The organism is Adhaeribacter aerolatus (assembly GCF_007991635.1).
GTDB lineage: Bacteria > Bacteroidota > Bacteroidia > Cytophagales > Hymenobacteraceae > Adhaeribacter > Adhaeribacter aerolatus.
Genome location: NZ_BJYS01000031.1, coordinates 53,807 through 70,698 on the forward strand (window position 1 = coordinate 53,807; position 16,892 = coordinate 70,698).

12 protein-coding genes are annotated in these 16,892 nt (G+C 45.1%); 5 read left to right on the plus strand and 7 right to left on the minus strand.

What is annotated here, in order from left to right; genetic code table 11:
• Window positions 1-19 precede the first annotated feature (19 nt).
• Window positions 20-787, minus strand: a complete 768-nt coding sequence (locus AAE02nite_RS18985) for a rhamnogalacturonan acetylesterase (RefSeq protein WP_146901468.1) — start codon at window positions 785-787, stop codon at window positions 20-22.
• 294 nt (window positions 788-1,081) lie between these two features.
• Between AAE02nite_RS18985 and AAE02nite_RS18990 the strand changes: the two genes are divergently transcribed.
• Window positions 1,082-2,122: a LacI family DNA-binding transcriptional regulator gene (locus tag AAE02nite_RS18990; protein WP_146901471.1), complete on the plus strand. Its 1,041-nt coding sequence runs from the start codon at window positions 1,082-1,084 to the stop codon at window positions 2,120-2,122.
• A gap of 385 nt (window positions 2,123-2,507) precedes the next feature.
• On the opposite strand, the gene AAE02nite_RS18995 is transcribed toward AAE02nite_RS18990, so the two are convergent.
• Window positions 2,508-3,029, minus strand: a complete 522-nt coding sequence (locus tag AAE02nite_RS18995; protein WP_146901473.1) for a DUF4890 domain-containing protein — start codon at window positions 3,027-3,029, stop codon at window positions 2,508-2,510.
• Between the two features lie 655 nt (window positions 3,030-3,684).
• On the opposite strand from AAE02nite_RS18995, the gene AAE02nite_RS19000 reads away from it, so the two are divergent.
• The gene (locus AAE02nite_RS19000; protein ID WP_146901476.1) at window positions 3,685-7,110 is read left to right on the plus strand and encodes a HEAT repeat domain-containing protein; all 3,426 of its coding nucleotides are present in this window, start codon (window positions 3,685-3,687) and stop codon (window positions 7,108-7,110) included.
• A gap of 284 nt (window positions 7,111-7,394) precedes the next feature.
• Here the strand turns inward: AAE02nite_RS19000 and AAE02nite_RS19005 are convergent, their stop codons facing one another.
• From AAE02nite_RS19005 to AAE02nite_RS19020, 4 genes are all read right to left on the minus strand, one after another.
• Window positions 7,395-7,679 (minus strand): hypothetical protein, encoded by a 285-nt coding sequence (locus AAE02nite_RS19005; protein ID WP_146901479.1) that lies wholly within the window; start codon window positions 7,677-7,679, stop codon window positions 7,395-7,397.
• 109 nt (window positions 7,680-7,788) lie between these two features.
• Window positions 7,789-8,109 (minus strand): hypothetical protein, encoded by a 321-nt coding sequence (locus AAE02nite_RS19010; protein ID WP_146901482.1) that lies wholly within the window; start codon window positions 8,107-8,109, stop codon window positions 7,789-7,791.
• Window positions 8,110-8,329: 220 nt separating this feature from the next.
• The gene (locus AAE02nite_RS19015; protein WP_146901485.1) at window positions 8,330-9,619 is read right to left on the minus strand and encodes a beta-helix domain-containing protein; all 1,290 of its coding nucleotides are present in this window, start codon (window positions 9,617-9,619) and stop codon (window positions 8,330-8,332) included.
• A 32-nt stretch (window positions 9,620-9,651) separates the two neighbouring features.
• Window positions 9,652-12,471, minus strand: coding sequence for a TonB-dependent receptor (locus AAE02nite_RS19020; protein ID WP_146901488.1), 2,820 nt, complete (start codon window positions 12,469-12,471; stop codon window positions 9,652-9,654).
• A gap of 535 nt (window positions 12,472-13,006) precedes the next feature.
• On the opposite strand from AAE02nite_RS19020, the gene AAE02nite_RS19025 reads away from it, so the two are divergent.
• The 3 genes from AAE02nite_RS19025 (at window position 13,007) to AAE02nite_RS19035 (ending at window position 15,329) form a co-directional block, all read left to right on the plus strand.
• A complete protein-coding gene (locus AAE02nite_RS19025) occupies window positions 13,007-13,366 on the plus strand; it encodes a hypothetical protein (RefSeq protein WP_146901491.1) in 360 nt (119 codons plus the stop codon).
• A 230-nt stretch (window positions 13,367-13,596) separates the two neighbouring features.
• Window positions 13,597-14,655 (plus strand): AI-2E family transporter, encoded by a 1,059-nt coding sequence (locus AAE02nite_RS19030; RefSeq protein WP_146901495.1) that lies wholly within the window; start codon window positions 13,597-13,599, stop codon window positions 14,653-14,655.
• Window positions 14,652-15,329, plus strand: a complete 678-nt coding sequence (locus tag AAE02nite_RS19035) for a VLRF1 family release factor (protein ID WP_146901498.1) — start codon at window positions 14,652-14,654, stop codon at window positions 15,327-15,329. The genes AAE02nite_RS19030 and AAE02nite_RS19035 overlap by 4 nt, the downstream gene beginning before the upstream one ends.
• A 497-nt stretch (window positions 15,330-15,826) precedes the next feature.
• On the opposite strand, the gene AAE02nite_RS19040 is transcribed toward AAE02nite_RS19035, so the two are convergent.
• The gene (locus tag AAE02nite_RS19040; RefSeq protein WP_146901501.1) at window positions 15,827-16,795 is read right to left on the minus strand and encodes a metallophosphoesterase; all 969 of its coding nucleotides are present in this window, start codon (window positions 16,793-16,795) and stop codon (window positions 15,827-15,829) included.
• Window positions 16,796-16,892 lie beyond the last annotated feature (97 nt).

Here is a 16,892-nt window from a genome sequence, read left to right on the forward strand (position 1 = left end):
TAGCGCTGCGCTTACCAGATTATTTGCTGCTCTCTTTTTTCACAAACCGGCTGGCCAGTTCCAGATTCAGGTTTTTTAGTTCGGCATAAACCAGTTGGGCCATTAAGCGCGCGCCTAGTTCATTAAAGTGGGTGTTGTCGTCTTTGCCTTCGGGGTAGTTGGGGTGTTCGCCGGGCGCCAGTTGCAGAAACAATAATTTAGAAGTCTCGGGCCCAAATTGCTGGAGCAAGGCCTGGCTTTTCCCATCCATATCAATTAAAGGTACTTTCTCGGTTTTGGCTACTTTGCGCACCAGTTCGGCATATACCTCGTGGGTGCCTTCAACTTTACCACTTTCGTTAAATTTGCGGCGGGCCACGGGTGTTAGCAGAATAGGAACAGCTTTTTTGCGGCGGGTTTCGGTTACGTAGCGTTTGAGGTTGGCCTGGAATTCTTCTTCCGTGGAATAACTTTTTTTAGTTTTAACCTCGTCGTTGTGGCCAAACTGAATAAGCACGTAATCGCCTTCTTTTAAATTATCGGCTACCGGTTGCCAAAGCCCTTCGGCGATAAAGGTTTTGGTGCTGCGGCCGTTCTTCGCCCGGTTATCTACTTCTACCGACGAATCGAAGAAGTAAACAAAAGGCATGCCCCAACCGGTTTCGGGATATGCTTTGGGGTCTTTAATGGCCATGGTCGAATCGCCGATTAAATAAACCTTAAACTTTTTCTTCTCCTGCGGAAAAGCAAAAGCCATTAAAAGCAAAAGCGTAAAGAAGCAGAAGAATTTTAAGAAGGTCGTTTTCATCAGAAGAAAAATATTTAAAATAAACCGGTGCGCTATGCAGGTAAGCGGCTGAATTTTGCCAAAATCCGGGCAATTTAGTTTAATCAACAGCGGCCAATTTCAATTTTACAGAATAGCAGACAAATAACGGCCGGGGCAGAAACATTTTTTTATGCAATCGATGCCGGTATCGTTTGCAGACAGCCACAGTAAACCCGGGTACAACCACAAAATGAAAATGCTTTTTAGGTTTGTTCTGCTTAATTATACCTATATTTAGGTTAAAAATAACCTGTTTAAGATTCTTCCGGCTGGATGTATAAACCTACCACCATTAAAGATATTGCCAAAGCTTTAGGATTATCTACTTCTACTGTATCGCGGGCCCTCCGCGACAGCTACGAAATAAGCGAAGACACAAAGCGGCTGGTAATGGATTATGCCGAAAAGATAAACTACAAGCCTAACCCGATTGCGCTAAGCTTAAAAGAAAGAAGGAGTTACTCTATTGGGGTAATTGTGTGCGAAGTTGCCAATAGTTTCTTTTCGCAGGCCATAAATGGGATTGAATCGGTAGCTTATAAAAAAGGTTACCACGTTATTATTTCCCAAAGCCACGATTCTTACGAAAGGGAGGTAATAAATGTGCAGCATTTGGCCAACCGCTCCGTCGATGGTTTGCTGGTTTCAATGTCGGCCGAAACAACCGACACTTCGCATTTAAAACAACTACACGAACAGGGCCTGCCCCTGGTATTTTTCGACCGGGTAATTGAAGGTATTAAAACCCATAAAGTAACCGCTAATAACAAAAAAGGCGCTTTTGAAGCCACGGCACTTTTAATTAAGGAAGGCCACACCAAAATTGCCCACCTGGCCAATGCACCCCATCTTTCAATTACGCCCGAGCGGCTGGAAGGCTACAAAGCAGCGCTGCAGGCGCATAATCTGCCTTTTAATGAAGATTATGTGCAATATTGCCACCACGGCGGCATGATTTACGAAGAGGTAGAAGAAGCGGTAAGACGCATCTTGCAGATGCCGGATAAACCCGATGCGATATTTGTAGCCAGCGACCGTTTAAGCACCGGCTGCCTGACGGCCTTAAAAAAGTTTAACCCGGGCAATATGCAGGAAATAGCCATTGCCGGTTTTTCCAATTCCGACGTTATTAACCTGCTGCAACCTTCTATCAGTTACGTGCGTCAGCCCGCTTACGAAATGGGGCAGATTGCCACCGAAATGCTCATTGAATTAATCGAGAGCAATAAACCCATTCGGGAATTCAGCAATGTAGTTCTGAATACCCAGCTCTTTCCACATGATGCTCCGCCGGTTTTAAAAGTATCCGGATAAAGCTTTTATGTGTAATTTTCCGGGTACATATATTATCTAAAGTCCTTTTCGAAGGGGGATGGATTAAACTGTTGGTTAGAGCAAATCAATCCAATATCCTCCTAAAGTTATTTTATTCCTGTTTCAATGAAAGAGTAAAGTGTTCATAACAAATCCTCCCCTGCCCACACCAATAGTGGGATAAGCCATGATGCAGGTTTGCACTAATATTATTCTAAAATTATTAACCCCGGATTAAGGTAAGTTGGGTAATAAAACAGAAGGGGTGCCGGAATATTCCGGCCCCCCTTCTGTTTTATTACCCTGGATTATTGCTGCCTGATTTTAAAAAATAAGGAATCAAATACCTGGGTAATCAACCTTTAAACTTTAAAACAATCAGCAATTAGCCATTATTTCCTCTTCTGAACCGGCCGTTGTTATCGCCGTCGCGGTTATTGCGGTTTTCGCGCTGGGCTTGCATTTGCTTGCGTTCTTCCTGGTATTTGGCGTATTGCTTTTTGTTCAGAATGTCTTTCAACTCTTTATCATAGCTGGCGTGCAGGCGTTTCATCCCTTCCCGGTTATTTTGGTTACGGGTGCCCGGTTGGTTGTTACGGCCACGGAAACTTTCCATTTCCTGGACCTGCTTCAGGTTTAAGGCTTGTAATTTTTTTTTCTGCTTGGTGCTCAAATCCAGGCGTTGGCTCAATTTCTCAGTTTGGCGGGTAGCTCTTTCTTCCGGAGAAATATTATCCCGGCGATCGGCGTTCCGGCGAAATTCACCTTTTTGCTTTCTTTCACCCCGGTTTTGGTCGTTCCGGTTTTCGTAATTATTCCGGTTATCTTTTTGGGGAACTTGCTGGGCATTGGCGGTTCCGGCCAGCGTGGCTAAACCCAAGGCAATCATGGCTGCGTACTTTTTCATCTTTTCTGGTTTTTAAATATTCATTTATCTTTCGTTTACCAGGTTATGCAACCTGGTTGCTTACCTTTATTCAAATCAAGTGCCGAAAAAAATTTAACCGCCCAACAAAGCCAAATTAAAACCTACCAATCGACGGATTGCCGGAATGAATCGATGAATCCGGAATATTTAAACCTTTAAAATTTAGAAATGTGAAATTCTTAAAGAGCTTTCATTTCTTTTAGTTTTGTTACTTCGGCATAATGTATTGTAATGAAGGTAAAAGCAGGAGTTTAACTTAAATGAATGCTGGTTTATAAATAGCCCAGACCCAGGATCAGTTATCCGGAAAATCCTGAATTGGTGCTCATCAATCTTAAAGAGCAGTTTGAACTTCCGCCGGAACAGTTGTAGGAAGACTAAATTCTGTTGAATATTTACTAAATTATTAAGAAGAACCCATTAAATTTAGGGTATCTATTCGGATTATAGGGGCCGGTTAATGTTTATTTAAGCCGTATATAAAATCCTTTACTTTTAAAAAACAGCATTATAACACATAAGTTTGAAAATAAAATTACCTAAGAGCCCTTTGCCCGCAAGCATTATTGTAACCTGATTTGTCAGCATATTTATTTACTTCATCCTTCCTCAGTTAATAATTACCTAGTCCACCATGAAAAAAGGTTTTACCATTTTTAGTAAAAACAAAAAACGTTACTGGGCAGCGGCCCTGCTGCCGGCCCTCTTACTGGCCGGCTTTACCTACGACGATCCCGTAGGCAAGCGTATCAAGCGCATGGTACCGGCAGAAGCGGTTGCGCTGGCCAAATCTATTGAAGCAGTGGTTACGCCCGAACTGGCCGAAGGGCTTACCTTGAAAATTTGGGGCGTTGACTCGCTCGTGGCCGACCCGATTGGCATTCATTTAAATGATTTGGGCCATTTATATTATACCCGCACCAACCGCCAGAAAAATTCAGAGTTCGATATCCGGGGCCACCAGGATTGGGAAATCCCTTCTATTCAACTCCAAACCATTGAAGACAAACGGGCCTTTCTGCGCAGTGTTTTATCGCCGGCCAACAGCCTGAAAAACCAATGGCTGAAAGACCTGAACAGCGACGGCTCGCACGACTGGCGCGACATGACCGTAGAAAAGGAACACATTTACCGCCTGGAAGACACGAATAACGACGGCGTAGCCGATTTGAGCCAGTTGGTGGTAGAAGATTTCCACGAAGAGGTTACCGATGTGGTGGGCTCGGTTATGACCTACAACGGCGATATTTTTGTGGCGGTAGCCCCAGATTTATGGCGCCTGAAAGATAAAAACGGCGATGGCATTGCCGATGAAAAAACTTCTATTTCGCACGGTTACGGCATTCACATTGGGTTTGGCGGCCACGGCATGTCGGGCCTGGAAATGGGACCGGACGGCAAAATTTACTGGCAGATTGGCGATATTGGTTTTAACGGCAAAGGACCCGACGGGCAGAAATGGGAATACCCCAACAGCGGTGTAATTGTGCGATCTAACCCCGATGGCAGCGATTTTGAAGTGTTTGCCCACGGCGTACGCAATACCCACGAGTTTGCTTTCGACGAATACGGCAACCTGATTAGCGAAGACAACGACGGTGACCACCCCGGCGAAAAAGAGCGGCTGGTTTACATTGTAAACGGCTCCGATACCGGATGGCGCAGCAACTGGCAATACGGCAAATACCGCGACCCGGAAAATAATATTTACAAAGTCTGGATGGATGAACAGTTGTTTAAACCTCGTTTTGAAGGACAGGCCGCTTACATTACCCCGCCCATTATCAACTACGTAAGCGGACCCTCCGGCTTTTTATATAACCCCGGCACCGCCTTGAGCCCGCAATACAAAAACACTTTTTTTGTATCCGAGTTTGTGGGCAGCCCGGCCCGTTCGGGCATTCATGCGTTTAAGCTTAAGCCCAAAGGCGCTACTTTTGAGTTAGGCGAAACAAAAAAAATAATGGGGGGGGTGCTGGCTACCGGCATGGATTTCGGCCCGGACGGTGCCATGTACCTGGCCGACTGGATCGACGGCTGGGATACGAAAGAATACGGCCGCATCTGGAAACTCGACGATAAAGCCGGTGCTAACTGGCCCGAACGGCAGCAAACCAAAAAATTACTCGCCGAGGACTTAACAAAACAATCGGAAAATTATTTAAGCAATTTGCTGCAGAACGCAGACATGCGGGTGCGCCAGAAAGCCCAGTTTGAGTTAGCCAAGCGCGGCGCCAAGGGTGCGGATATATTCCGGAAGAATATTAAACAAACTAAAAACCAGTTGGCCCGGGTGCACGGCATCTGGGGCATTAGCCAGTTAGCCCGCCAGGATAAAAGTTATGCCAAAACCTTATTGCCATTATTAAAAGACAAAGATCCGGAAATCCGCGCGCAGGCCGCTAAATGGATGGGCGATGTACGTTACGCAGAAGCCGGCAAAGCGTTGCTGCCGGTGTTAAAAGATAACAACAGCCGGGCCCGGTTCTTTGCCGCCGAAGCCTTGGGCCGGATAGCTTACGAACCGGCCATCAATCCTTTGATTCAGTTGGTGATTGCCAACAACGACGAAGATACTTATATCCGGCATGCGGGTAGTTTGGCCCTCGCGCGGATTGGCAAAGCCGAACCAATCGTGGCTTTATCGAACCACTCGTCGCGGGCTTTGCGCCTTGCCGCCGTGGTGGCGCTGCGCCGGATGAGCCACCCGGGAGTAGCCAACTTCCTTTCGGACCAGGACGAATATATTGTAACCGAAGCTGCTCGTGCCATTAACGACGACTTATCTATTAAAGAAGCATTACCCGCTTTAGGCAACGTTTTACAGAACACCCGCTTTACAAACGAGCCGCTTTTACGGCGGGCTATAAATGCCAACCTGCGGGTGGGCACGCCCGAAGCGATGCAAAACCTAATTAATTATGCTAAAAAAGAAGGTAGCCCGGTTGCTATGCGGGCCGAAGCCCTGGATGCTCTGAGCACCTGGGCCAAACCATCGGTACTGGACCGGGTAGATGGCCGGTACCGCGGAGTTATTCAGCGGGATGCGCAGGCCGTGCGAAAAGCAACTGCCGAACCATTAATCTCCTTAGCGGCACATCAGGAACAGCCCTTACGCATGAGTGCCGTTAAAGCCATCAGCAAACTCCGGCTGGATCAGGCCTCTACCGCTTTATTTGCCCGGTTAAAAGAAGACAAAGATCCCAAAGTGCGGGTTGAAGCCTTGCGGGCCTTAGCTACTTTAGAAGACAAGCAAATTGGCAAAGCCATTGAGCAAGCTTTATCGGACCAGGAAAAATCGGTAAGGGTAGCTGCCCTGGATTTACTGGCTAAAACCAATATGTCGAAAGACCTCATGGTTTCTTTACTAACCGATGTAATTAATACCCGCACCACCGAAGAAAAGCAGGCTGCCCTGGTAACCTTGGGTAAACTGCCGGTAAAAAATACCCAAAAAGTATTTACCGGTTTGTTGCAGCAAATGGAAACCGGTAAGCTGGCTCCGGAAATTCACCTGGAACTGGCTGAGGCCATCGACAGCACTCGCTCGCCGCAGTTAATCGCACGGCACAAAGCTATTACCGCCAAATTATCGCCGGATGCTTCGGCCGCTTCTTTTAAAGGCTCTTTATTTGGCGGCGAGGCAGATTTAGGCCGAAGAATATTTTTCCGGCACCAAACCGCCCAATGTATCCGTTGCCATTCTTACGACGACCTGGGCGGCAATGCCGGCCCGCGGTTAAATGGCGTAGCCAGCCGTTTAAGTCGCGAACAGTTACTGGAAGCCCTGATAAACCCCAGCGCCCGGTTAGCGCCCGGCTTTGGGATGGTTAACCTGACGCTGAAAAACGGAAAAACCGTTAGTGGGGTACTGCAAGGAGAAACCGATAACGAACTAACCGTAAAAGTGGGCGACCAGCCGAATACCGTTGTCCGGAAAGACCAGGTGGCCAAACGGACCAACGCGCCTTCGAGTATGCCCAATATGCAATATTTGCTTACCAAACGGGAAATCCGGGATGTAGTTAGTTTCCTGGCTACGTTGCAGGAAAATAATTAAATACTATAGGCTTACACTAAAAAACCACTTCCCTGAATTTAGAGAAGTGGTTTTTTATTTCTTGTAAAATAAAAAATATTTTTTTGAAGATAGCAGTAATACCAATATAAGGAGGTTTATGCGCTTAAAATATTGCGGTGATGTTGCGCTTGTCGAAATAGCTGAATCTATTTTTCAAAAGTGTAATAGATCCTTCGGCAAGCTCAACATGACCAATAGTATACTTTTAAGCGCAGGCCCTGTTTTGTAATGGTATAAATATTAGCTTTCTGAGCTGAACCTTTTTACTCGGCTGCAAACTGTTTTGTTGATTTAATTTTTCTTTCCGGAACGATTAGTTCCGGTTCTGCATTATCGGCTGTTAATTGATCTGGTACTAAATCTTTTACAGCCGAAGTAAGTTTATCGACCATAGAACGACCTCTTTCGGTGCCAAAAGCAGAAGCCAAAGCCACGCCAACACCTACTGCTCCCAAAATAGAATACAATACCCGGTTATCCTGAATAAATGGTTTCACCGATTTGTAAAAAGATTTATTCTTGTTTTTCTTTTTCTTCCCTTTGCCCATAGTTTTTTCTTTTTTTAGTTTATACAGGAGCTAAATATATTTGTAGCTTAATATAATACGTAGCTAAGCGCTCATTGTTAGCTTAAATATATTTGAAATCAAAAAGATGCTACTTATACTTTGCGCTTAATTCTTTATGTATAATAGCATCTACCTTATTAATCTCATTTCGACTATAATCAGGAAAAAAATCTATGGCACAAACCGATAACCGCAAGTCCAGCATGCGTGCGAAATGAATGCTGAATAGCTGGTCTTTTTCGTTTACGTAATAATCCACTTTTTCTGTTCCGGCCGAAGTGGCACAAAGTTCAAGCGTTTTACACCGAACAGAATTTTCGTCCGTTACATAGCCACCGATTACTACTTCTACATTTTGCATCAGGGGCTTTAAATCGGTTAGGAGGGTATTAAATTTTATAGTTTCCATAGCACCTTCATTTTAGATAAAGATACCATGCTTACTAGCTTTTAAATGTTATTAAATTGTTACCATTTAAAGGCCTTACCCCAACAAACAATAAGAAAATAAAAAAAGCCTGCCAGAATCTGGCAGGCTCCACAGACAGAGCAGGAGACTAAGCTGCTAAGCTGTGTTATTGCAACATCCTATTCTCACCCTTCGGATGTGCAATATATTATCTTAAATATTAGTAGTCGGTGTTCTGTGGGTCAAAGTTGGCCCAACCTTCGGTCCAGTTGGCATTACCAAATGCACCCCGGTAATTGGTATTCTCGAAGCCATTTACGTTGGCCCCTCCGGTTAATAGTAGCGAACCGGTAGCCGGCAGAAAAGGCGCCGCCTTACCTAAACCTAACTCCGTTTGGGTTTTAACCTGGTTGTTGAAAGCGGCGGTAGTAAACCAGGCATTCGCATCAAAATCGGAAGAACCGGTTTTACCCACGGTACCTACTGCTACCGTATTTTTAATATTTAACTTACCGTTGGTAGCATAGCCTTCCGAAGAAGTACCATCGATGGTAATGGCTTTGGCCCAGCCGGAGATAACCGAATTATAAATCGATAAGCTGGTACCTTTTTTCAAATGCGCGCCCTGTCCAAATTTTTGACCAGAACCCGGCGTGATTGGTCCAACCAGGGTAACGTTGGAGAAAGCCCCTGTGGTTAAAGGCTGATTCGTAGAACCGGCGGCATCGTTGTCGGATTCAAAACCGTTAGAAGCACCGGCCAGGTCAGACAGGTTCGGGTCGCTGATACCCAGCGCATACTGCACTTTGCCGGTAAAGCCAAAGTCGGTATCGAACATATCGTCGGTGGTTTTGTAAGCAATTAAATGTTTGGGGCTAACGGTACCGCCAAACCACTCAAAAGCATCATCGCCGCCGTAAGAAACCTGCACGTAATCGATTTGGGTACCGGAACCTACGGCACCCATCGTCAGGCCATTAATTTCTTTATCTTGTTCCAGGGCCACGCCGGCGAACTCAATGCGTACATATTTCAGAACACCAGAATTATCGTCGTCGTTGGTTCCGCCGTAGCGGGCATCGGGGCCGCCTTCAATTACCGGATCTGAAGCCTGGTTATGGCGGGCTTTACCGGTAATTACCAAGCCACCCCAATCGCCGGGTGCCCGGCTGCCTTTGGGCTGCGAAGAAGTGAAAACAATGGGTTTTTCTTTCGTGCCTTCGGCCATTATTTTGGCGCCTCTTTTAATAATGAGGGTACCTTTTCCGGCTTTCGGGCCACCTTTAATTAAAGTGCCGGGCTCAATGGTTAAAGTAGCGCCATCTTCTACATAAACAAATCCGCTTAGGGAATAAGTGGTATTGGCTTTTAAGGTGGTATTCTGGGTAATAGAGCCTTTTAATTCCTGCTCCGATTTGGTTACCGGTTGTGGGTCCGTGGAAGAATTGTCGTCGCAGCTAAACGCGATAACAGCCAGGAAACCAAAAAATAGATTGCTTAATTTTTTCATAATTAGTTTTAAAAAATTTGTTTTGGTGTGTGTTAGAAATTGTAGTTGATGCCCAGCGTGGTATAGGTTCCTCTGTTAAAATTGCGGATGGGATCGTCGAAGCCAGTAATTTTGCCGTTCTGGTCCGTATCTTGCATAAACCGGAAGCTTTGGTTGAAAATATCCTGCACACCGGCTTTTAACTGAATGCCGTTTTGGAAGCTTTTGGTAACGCTGAAGTCAATTACGTTGCGGGGCATTTCGTAAACGGTGGGGTTGGTATCGGCGGAACCTACCCGGTAAATGCGCTTACCCAATACGTTGTATAACAAAGCATACTGCCAGCCATTGTCGTCGTTCTGGTAGTACAAACCACCGTTTAAAATATAAGGCGATTGTCCCATCAAAGCTCTTTTGCGGTCCTGCAAGGCTACGTCGGCATTGGCGCCTAAATCTACCCGGCTATGGATGTAAGAAGCGTTTAATACCAGCGAGTGGTTTTGGATAAATTCTTTCTCCGAAATATCGCGCAATGATTTCCGCACTTCTGCTTCAACTCCCACGTTGGTGGCTTCGGCGGCATTGGCAAAACTGTAGATAGGCGTAGAACCGGAACCCGACTGAATAATGGTTTCGATGGGGTTAAAGAACTTTTTGTAAAACACACCTACCGATAATAACTCGGACGGGCTCGGGTAAAACTCATAACGCATATCCAGGTTATGTACCGTAGCGGTTTTAAGGGCGCTGTTACCCCGGATAGAAGCATTCTCGATGAAGTCGTAGAAGCTGAAGCTGGCCTGCTCCCGGAACTCCGGCCGGTTAATGGTCATGCCGTAAGCTAAACGCAGCAACGAGCGATCGTTAAAATTATAAGCGGTGTTAAGTGAGGGCAACAGGTAGAACTGCGGGTCGTTTACATTGGCATTGCCCGAAAAATCTTCGGCGGTTAGTTGCCGGTAATTGTATTCGCCACGCAAGCCGCCGTACAGATTAAAGTTATTTATTTTTTTTGCGAGCGAGAAATAACCCGCCCCCAAGGTATTAGCCGCGCTGTAGCGGTCGTTTACCCGGGTAAGCTCATCCAGGATAATACCGTTTTCCGCATCCAGGTTTGCTGGGGCAAAAGTCTGTTCCAATGGCTGCCGGGTAACGGCTTCGCGGTCGGCGGTGCTGCCAAACGGGAAAATATACCCGAAGTAACGGCTGTTAAAAGCTCGGTCTTTCCTTTCGCCGTAGAAACCAACTTTCAGGCGCAGATTATTTTCGGTTTCTGTGGAGTCCGGCGCACCAAAGATGTGCTCCAGTTCCCCACTTGCAATAAATCCTTTTTCGGACAAATCGGAGTAAAAGCGGCCGGCGTTGGCGGCGGAACTGGAAGCGGTAGGAATTACCGGTTCGTAAGGGCCTTCGCTGCCTACTTCGCGGGTAGTTCTAACGCGTCTTAAATCTGGTTCCTGGCGGCCAATGTAGTTAAAGCCGGTGTTCCAGGTAAAAATATTCTTATCGTTGCCCGAGGTATGCGTGCCCTGCAACTGGCTCGTAAAGATGCTGCGGCTCTCGTACCTTAAAAAGTAGTTTTTCTCTTCTTCGTTAAAATAATCGCGTTGCTGACCGGTCCGGATGGTGGCTTCTTCTATCCCGATTTGGTTAAATAAATTGCGGAATTCGAGTTTGCTTCTGGGGTTTAAACTTAAAGAGAAGTTCTGCAGCAAACCTACGCGGGCGGTCTGGCTCGATAAATCATCCTGGTACGACCAGTTTACCTCTTTGCCCCGCTCCGGCACGTACCGGGTATAATTGTTGCGGGTAATAAATAAGTTCTGCCGGGAATTGGTATACGAAAGGGCCGTAATGCTGCTTAACTTTTTATCGCCTAACCGGAACAAACGGTTCATCCCAAAATTTAAACGCAAATCCGGCGCTGCGGCAATGGTATTAATTTTCCAGATATTTGGTAATTGCTTTCCGAGTTGGGCTTTCTGGGCATTGGAAGAATTATTCTGAAAAGCTGATATAGTGGGGAAGCTGGCCGGAAGTTTTCTGGTACCGTTGTCGAAACCAAGAAAATCGGTTTTGCTGCCCGCGTAAGTATTAAAGTCTTCGAAGGTGGTGCCACCCCGGTAAGAAGTAGAAAAACCAAAGGTGGTGGCATTCTGGTTAACGGTATTCTTGGTGTATATTTTTATAGCGCCGCCGGCAAAATCGCCCGGCAACTCCGGCGCCGGCGATTTATAGATTAATACCCGATCGATAACGCTGGTAGGTAAAATATCAAAAGAGAAAGCGCGTACATCTACTTCGGAGCTGGGCGATAAAGCATCGTTCAGCATTACCGAGTTATAGCGTTCGCTTAAGCCGCGCACCACAATAAAGCGGTTATCCATAATGGTAATACCGGGGATGCGTTTTACCACTTCGGCCGCATCGCGGTCCTGGGCCCGCACAATCTGCTCCGCCGACATACCGCTTACCACCACGTTGCTGCTCTTTAATTCACTTATTAAAGCTACTTCGGTATTGGTTTGGCGGGCGGCGGTAACAGTTACCGCTTCCAGGGTAGTGGCTGCTTCTTCCAGGGTAATATTCAGGTTAGTCGGTTGGCCGGCGCTTACTTGCACCTGCTCAAATACCTGGGGTTTGTAAGAAACATAAGTAACCGATACTTTATAAGTACCGGGTGCCAGTGAAATGGTATAATTCCCCTCAACATTAGTGGTAGCACCCTGCGAGGTGTTGGTAATGGCTACCGTAGCGCCAATAATGGGTTCGCCGGTGGTTTTGTCTTTTACTTTACCGGATAAAGTGCCTTGCTGGGCAAAAGCAGAAATAGCACCGGTTAAAAAGGTGAGAAACAATAAAATAGCTTTCATGCAACATTGGTTTTAGTCTCGGTGCAAAACTAAACCCGCTATTTTACCTCAAAATTAAGCCCGTGTTATGAATACGTTAAGTTAACCCGGCGAATGTTACGTTTATGTTAAAAGTCAACCTGATTGGGTCCGGATATATAAAAACCTTTTGGTTTATCTGCAATTAATTGGCAGCAGGGATACTAAATAATTCCTGTATTTGCATTTAGGTTAATTTTCCCGCTTAAATGCTTCCAGCTAAAATACTACCTGATTCAGATGCTTGTATAACCGGCTATTTCTCAATGGCTAGAATCTTACAACAACAAATATTCTGTTTATTTATAGCCGTCTTAAGAATTAAAACAAAGGTTTAGCCTATATTAAATGAAAAGCCATAATAAAACACCTGATTTCGTACTGAAATTTTGTCAAACAATACGCTTTTTACCACCTCTATTTTAATTAATATTAATTTTATTAGTAATATTTTCAATATTATCGAATTTTTATTGAATTATTTGCAACAGAAATAATTAGCTGGTACTTTAATGAAATGAAAAGCACCAATAATATTTCGCTGGAACACTTCAAGTATTTTATCCTGCAGAATAATCACCGGAACGCAGTTGGCATCTTATCTGAAAATGCGGAGAAGGTTACTTACTGCAACTTAACCCTCCTGCCCTATTTGCACGAACTAACCGGCCAGATTAAATTTAGATTAGATATTTGTCCGGAAAGCGCCATCCGCATCTGCCCCAATCCGGATTTCCGGAATAATATTCAAATTGGCCTGGTGCGCTCCCTGATAGATATTACCAAAGATATACAGGAAGTAGAACGGGTTTTAAGACTGAATAAGCGCGTAAAAGAAGTTAAAACACTAACCCGGTTCGATTCGCAGCCGCAGTAAGGCGGGCATTAACTGCATTATTAACCCTGCTTTATGCCCGGTTAATATATTTGTTCCAGGCTGGTACTATCAGGCTGCAGAACGAATATCCGCTGTAATCTGTTCAACGGCGCCAGCTCCGGCACTTTTGACCCGTTCGGATTAGGTCTTAACTTGCCCGGAAAATGCGTGCGGGCGGTTTAAACCGGTAAAAACATCCCTCCGGATTTTCCGTTAAGTTTTCTTTACAGATGAACACAGAACGGATAAATCTAGGGCAACTTAATAAAATACTGCTGTCGGTATTTTTGGTGTCGGTGATGCTTTACCTGGGGCAGTTGTTTCTTATTCCGGTGGCTGTTGCTATTTTTTTTGCGATGCTGCTGTACCCAATGGCTAAAAAGCTGCAGCACTATGGCCTGGAAAAATCAAAGGCGGCGTTGCTGGCCATTCTACTCCTGCTAACGGTAATGGGTTTGGTAAGCGTAGTAGTCTATGAAAAAATAGAAGACCTGCAAGCCGATTTGCCCGAATTAGAAGGGAAAATAAAAGAAAAAACCGAGCGGCTCCAGTGGCTGCTTTTCCAAACCACCAATATATCGGCGTATGAGCAGGAAGCCATTATAGCAGAGAAAAAGCCGGATATTTTTAAAGCCATCGGCAAAGCGTTAAAAAACTTTCTGGTGCAAAGCCTTTATCTGTTGGTGGTGGTATTTATAGTGCTTACCTATACCTTCTTTTTGCTCGTTTACCGGCACCGTATCCGCAGCTTTTTCATTAAGGTAAACTGGTTTCACGATCATAAAGAATCAAAGGTTATACTTTTCCGGATTACCCGCATTGTGCACGATTATCTCAAAGGCACTTTTACCGTTATTTCTATTTTAGCCGTTGTTTACGCGCTGGGTTTCTGGGCTATCGGCATGGAACATGCTATTTTGTTTGCTTTAATCACGGCCCTGTTGCGCATTGTACCTTATTTCGGGTCTTTTTTGGGCATTGCCTTACCCATTGCTTTTGCTTTCCTGGTAAAGGATTCGATGTGGTACCCGGTTTTGATATTGCTGTTTTTTATGGTTACCCAACTGCTCGAAGCCAACTTGCTTACGCCGTATATTACCGGCTCGCGGGTTAAACTAAATCCGTTGGCTACCATTATGGTTATTTTATTGGGTAACTTGCTTTGGGGCGTGCCCGGCATGATTCTATTTGTACCCTTGTTCGCCATCCTGAAAGTGATTTTTGACGAAATACCCCAACTGCAGCCGTACGGATTTATTCTGGGCAACGAAAAAGAGGAAACCGCATGAACCGCTTTCTTTCGCGCGAAGATTCCTTCCGTTTAGTCCGGCAGATCCAGCAAAGTGCCCATCCCTGGGTCTATGATCAGGAGAAGCACCGGGTAATTATTCAGGACCAACACCAGAACGACCTGGTGTATTTCCGGCTACCCATTACGCTCCCATCCCCAATAACCGCTGGGGCAGCAAATCAGGTAAATTATATTGTTCTTCTGATTCAGTCGGGTAGCTGTGCTATGGGGTATTTTGAGAACGGCGTTAACCTGCACCACAAGGTTTTTAGGGCCTACATGGTGCGCATGAAACAAGGCAAAAGCCAGATAAAACACCTGAAAACCAAAGGCAAGTCCCGGGCCGGCTCCCGCGTACGCCTCGGTGAAACATTGGAGTTTTTCGAGAATATCAACGAACGCCTGCAGGAATATTTTGCCCAGCACCAAATCCACCGCATTGCCCTGAGCTGTTCTAAAATATTAATTCCCTACCTCTTTAACGCCAAAATACCCACCCCCTTCGATAAACGCGACGAGCGCATCTATAAAATACCCAAGCATATTCATTTGCCTATTTATGATGTGCTCCTGGATACGCATAAATTCCTGCTTAAAGGGGAGCTTATTTATGAGGAGCCTTATCAGGATTTGGTGCGTGAGTTGCTGGGAGTAGATAATGCCGTAGCGTAGTACCCGCTTAGCCGCAATGGTATATAATTATTTCCCGCAGCCGTAACTTTTCGTTCTTATGTTGATGTCCTGGTGAGGCTATGGTTATATTTATCCATCTAGCGGCTAATACCTTGGTAAGATATTACACCGTCCGAAGCCGGGCTTACATAAATATGCTGGCATTCTATTTTCGCCATCATCTTTCGATATAAATATTATAAAGTGCTTTGCCATCCATACTGATACAGGCAGACGCACTTTTCAGGTAATTTATTTACTCATTACAAGTGAACTGATTGCTTGGTCGCTATTCACGATCTCAGGCTTACCATGCTTTACCACCGCTTACCGGAGCGGCTGTTGTTATCAATTATAGTTGGTAGATACTTAAATTCTTTTGCCATGGGAACATAAGTAATAGCTATTACTCACACTTGGTTTACCCGCTCTACTTGTAAGTTTCTGAGCAAGCAAGTATTCATGCAGTCACATGCTTATAAGCAGCCATCAAGTCGTTATTTTTTGCCTAAAAAATCCACATTCGTAAAGGTAAATTTAGAAGCATCGTTTTTCTCGGTTTTGTAGTACGGCGAATACATCTTGCCCGAAATGGTTTTGGCTTTGCGGTCTATTTCCAACAACCGGATGTAGCCCCCACCGGAGTCTATGGATTGATAGTTTTGCAATATTTGGTAAATATTATTACCGTGTTCGCCTTTGTCTACGCGGGTAGCCGAAGTTACCACGTGCCCGCTTAAAACCATCCGGACGTTTTTATGCTTCCGGATCATTTTATCATAAATGGCTTGCGTGGTTAAGTCGCCGTAGCCGGCATTATTTTGGTTAATTTCTCCTTTTGAATTCAGATGGAAATGGGTTAAAATAATAACGTTGTGCTTGGGGTTGGCCGCAATTATTTTGTTGGCCCAATCTACCGGACCCTGGCGGGCGCAAAACTCTAAGGTTAATACCAGCCATTTTAATTTACCGGCTTTAAACGTATAAAAGGCATTATCGCTTTTATTCTCTTCGTACCGCCCCTTTTGCATGGTAAAACGGCTAACCGGAAAGTACGAGTTGAATTTGGTGGTTTTACGTAAGTTCTGGTTTACATTACCCGGAGCCGCGCTGCCGCTGTTTACACCTACGGCCTCGGTATCGTGGTTACCCACGGCCAAGGCATAACCTACCCGGGCACTGTCTAATATTTTAAAACCTTTGCTGGCCGTTTCGTAATGCGTAATATTATCATAATCAACAATATCGCCGACATGCAGCACCATGGGCATTTTTAAAGAATCTTTCTTCTGCACCAGCCAGTTTAACTGGCTGTAAAACATCTCGGGTCTAGCCCGCACTTCTACCTGGGTATCCGGCAGCACGGGTAATACAAATTTTTGAGCCGTTGCAACTTGGGTGCCGGCAAAAAAAGATACCACCGGCAAGATGATGCCGGCGGTTAAGTTTCTTTTAAATATTTTCATTTTTAATTTAAAGCAATGCCTGATTATAAATATTCAATTTTAAGGAGCAGCATAAACCTAAGTAACCCTAATTAGTATTGATTAAATTTTAGCTTTG

Coding starts and splice junctions, on each gene's coding strand:
- AAE02nite_RS18985 (WP_146901468.1), bottom strand. CDS start 787: ATGAAAACGACCTTCTTAAAATTCTTCTGCTTCTTTACGCTTTTGCTT.
- AAE02nite_RS19040 (WP_146901501.1), bottom strand. CDS start 16,795: ATGAAAATATTTAAAAGAAACTTAACCGCCGGCATCATCTTGCCGGTG.
- AAE02nite_RS19010 (WP_146901482.1), bottom strand. CDS start 8,109: ATGGAAACTATAAAATTTAATACCCTCCTAACCGATTTAAAGCCCCTG.
- AAE02nite_RS19005 (WP_146901479.1), bottom strand. CDS start 7,679: ATGGGCAAAGGGAAGAAAAAGAAAAACAAGAATAAATCTTTTTACAAA.
- AAE02nite_RS19015 (WP_146901485.1), bottom strand. CDS start 9,619: ATGAAAAAATTAAGCAATCTATTTTTTGGTTTCCTGGCTGTTATCGCG.
- AAE02nite_RS18990 (WP_146901471.1), top strand. CDS start 1,082: ATGTATAAACCTACCACCATTAAAGATATTGCCAAAGCTTTAGGATTA.
- AAE02nite_RS19025 (WP_146901491.1), top strand. CDS start 13,007: ATGAAAAGCACCAATAATATTTCGCTGGAACACTTCAAGTATTTTATC.
- AAE02nite_RS18995 (WP_146901473.1), bottom strand. CDS start 3,029: ATGAAAAAGTACGCAGCCATGATTGCCTTGGGTTTAGCCACGCTGGCC.
- AAE02nite_RS19020 (WP_146901488.1), bottom strand. CDS start 12,471: ATGAAAGCTATTTTATTGTTTCTCACCTTTTTAACCGGTGCTATTTCT.
- AAE02nite_RS19035 (WP_146901498.1), top strand. CDS start 14,652: ATGAACCGCTTTCTTTCGCGCGAAGATTCCTTCCGTTTAGTCCGGCAG.
- AAE02nite_RS19000 (WP_146901476.1), top strand. CDS start 3,685: ATGAAAAAAGGTTTTACCATTTTTAGTAAAAACAAAAAACGTTACTGG.
- AAE02nite_RS19030 (WP_146901495.1), top strand. CDS start 13,597: ATGAACACAGAACGGATAAATCTAGGGCAACTTAATAAAATACTGCTG.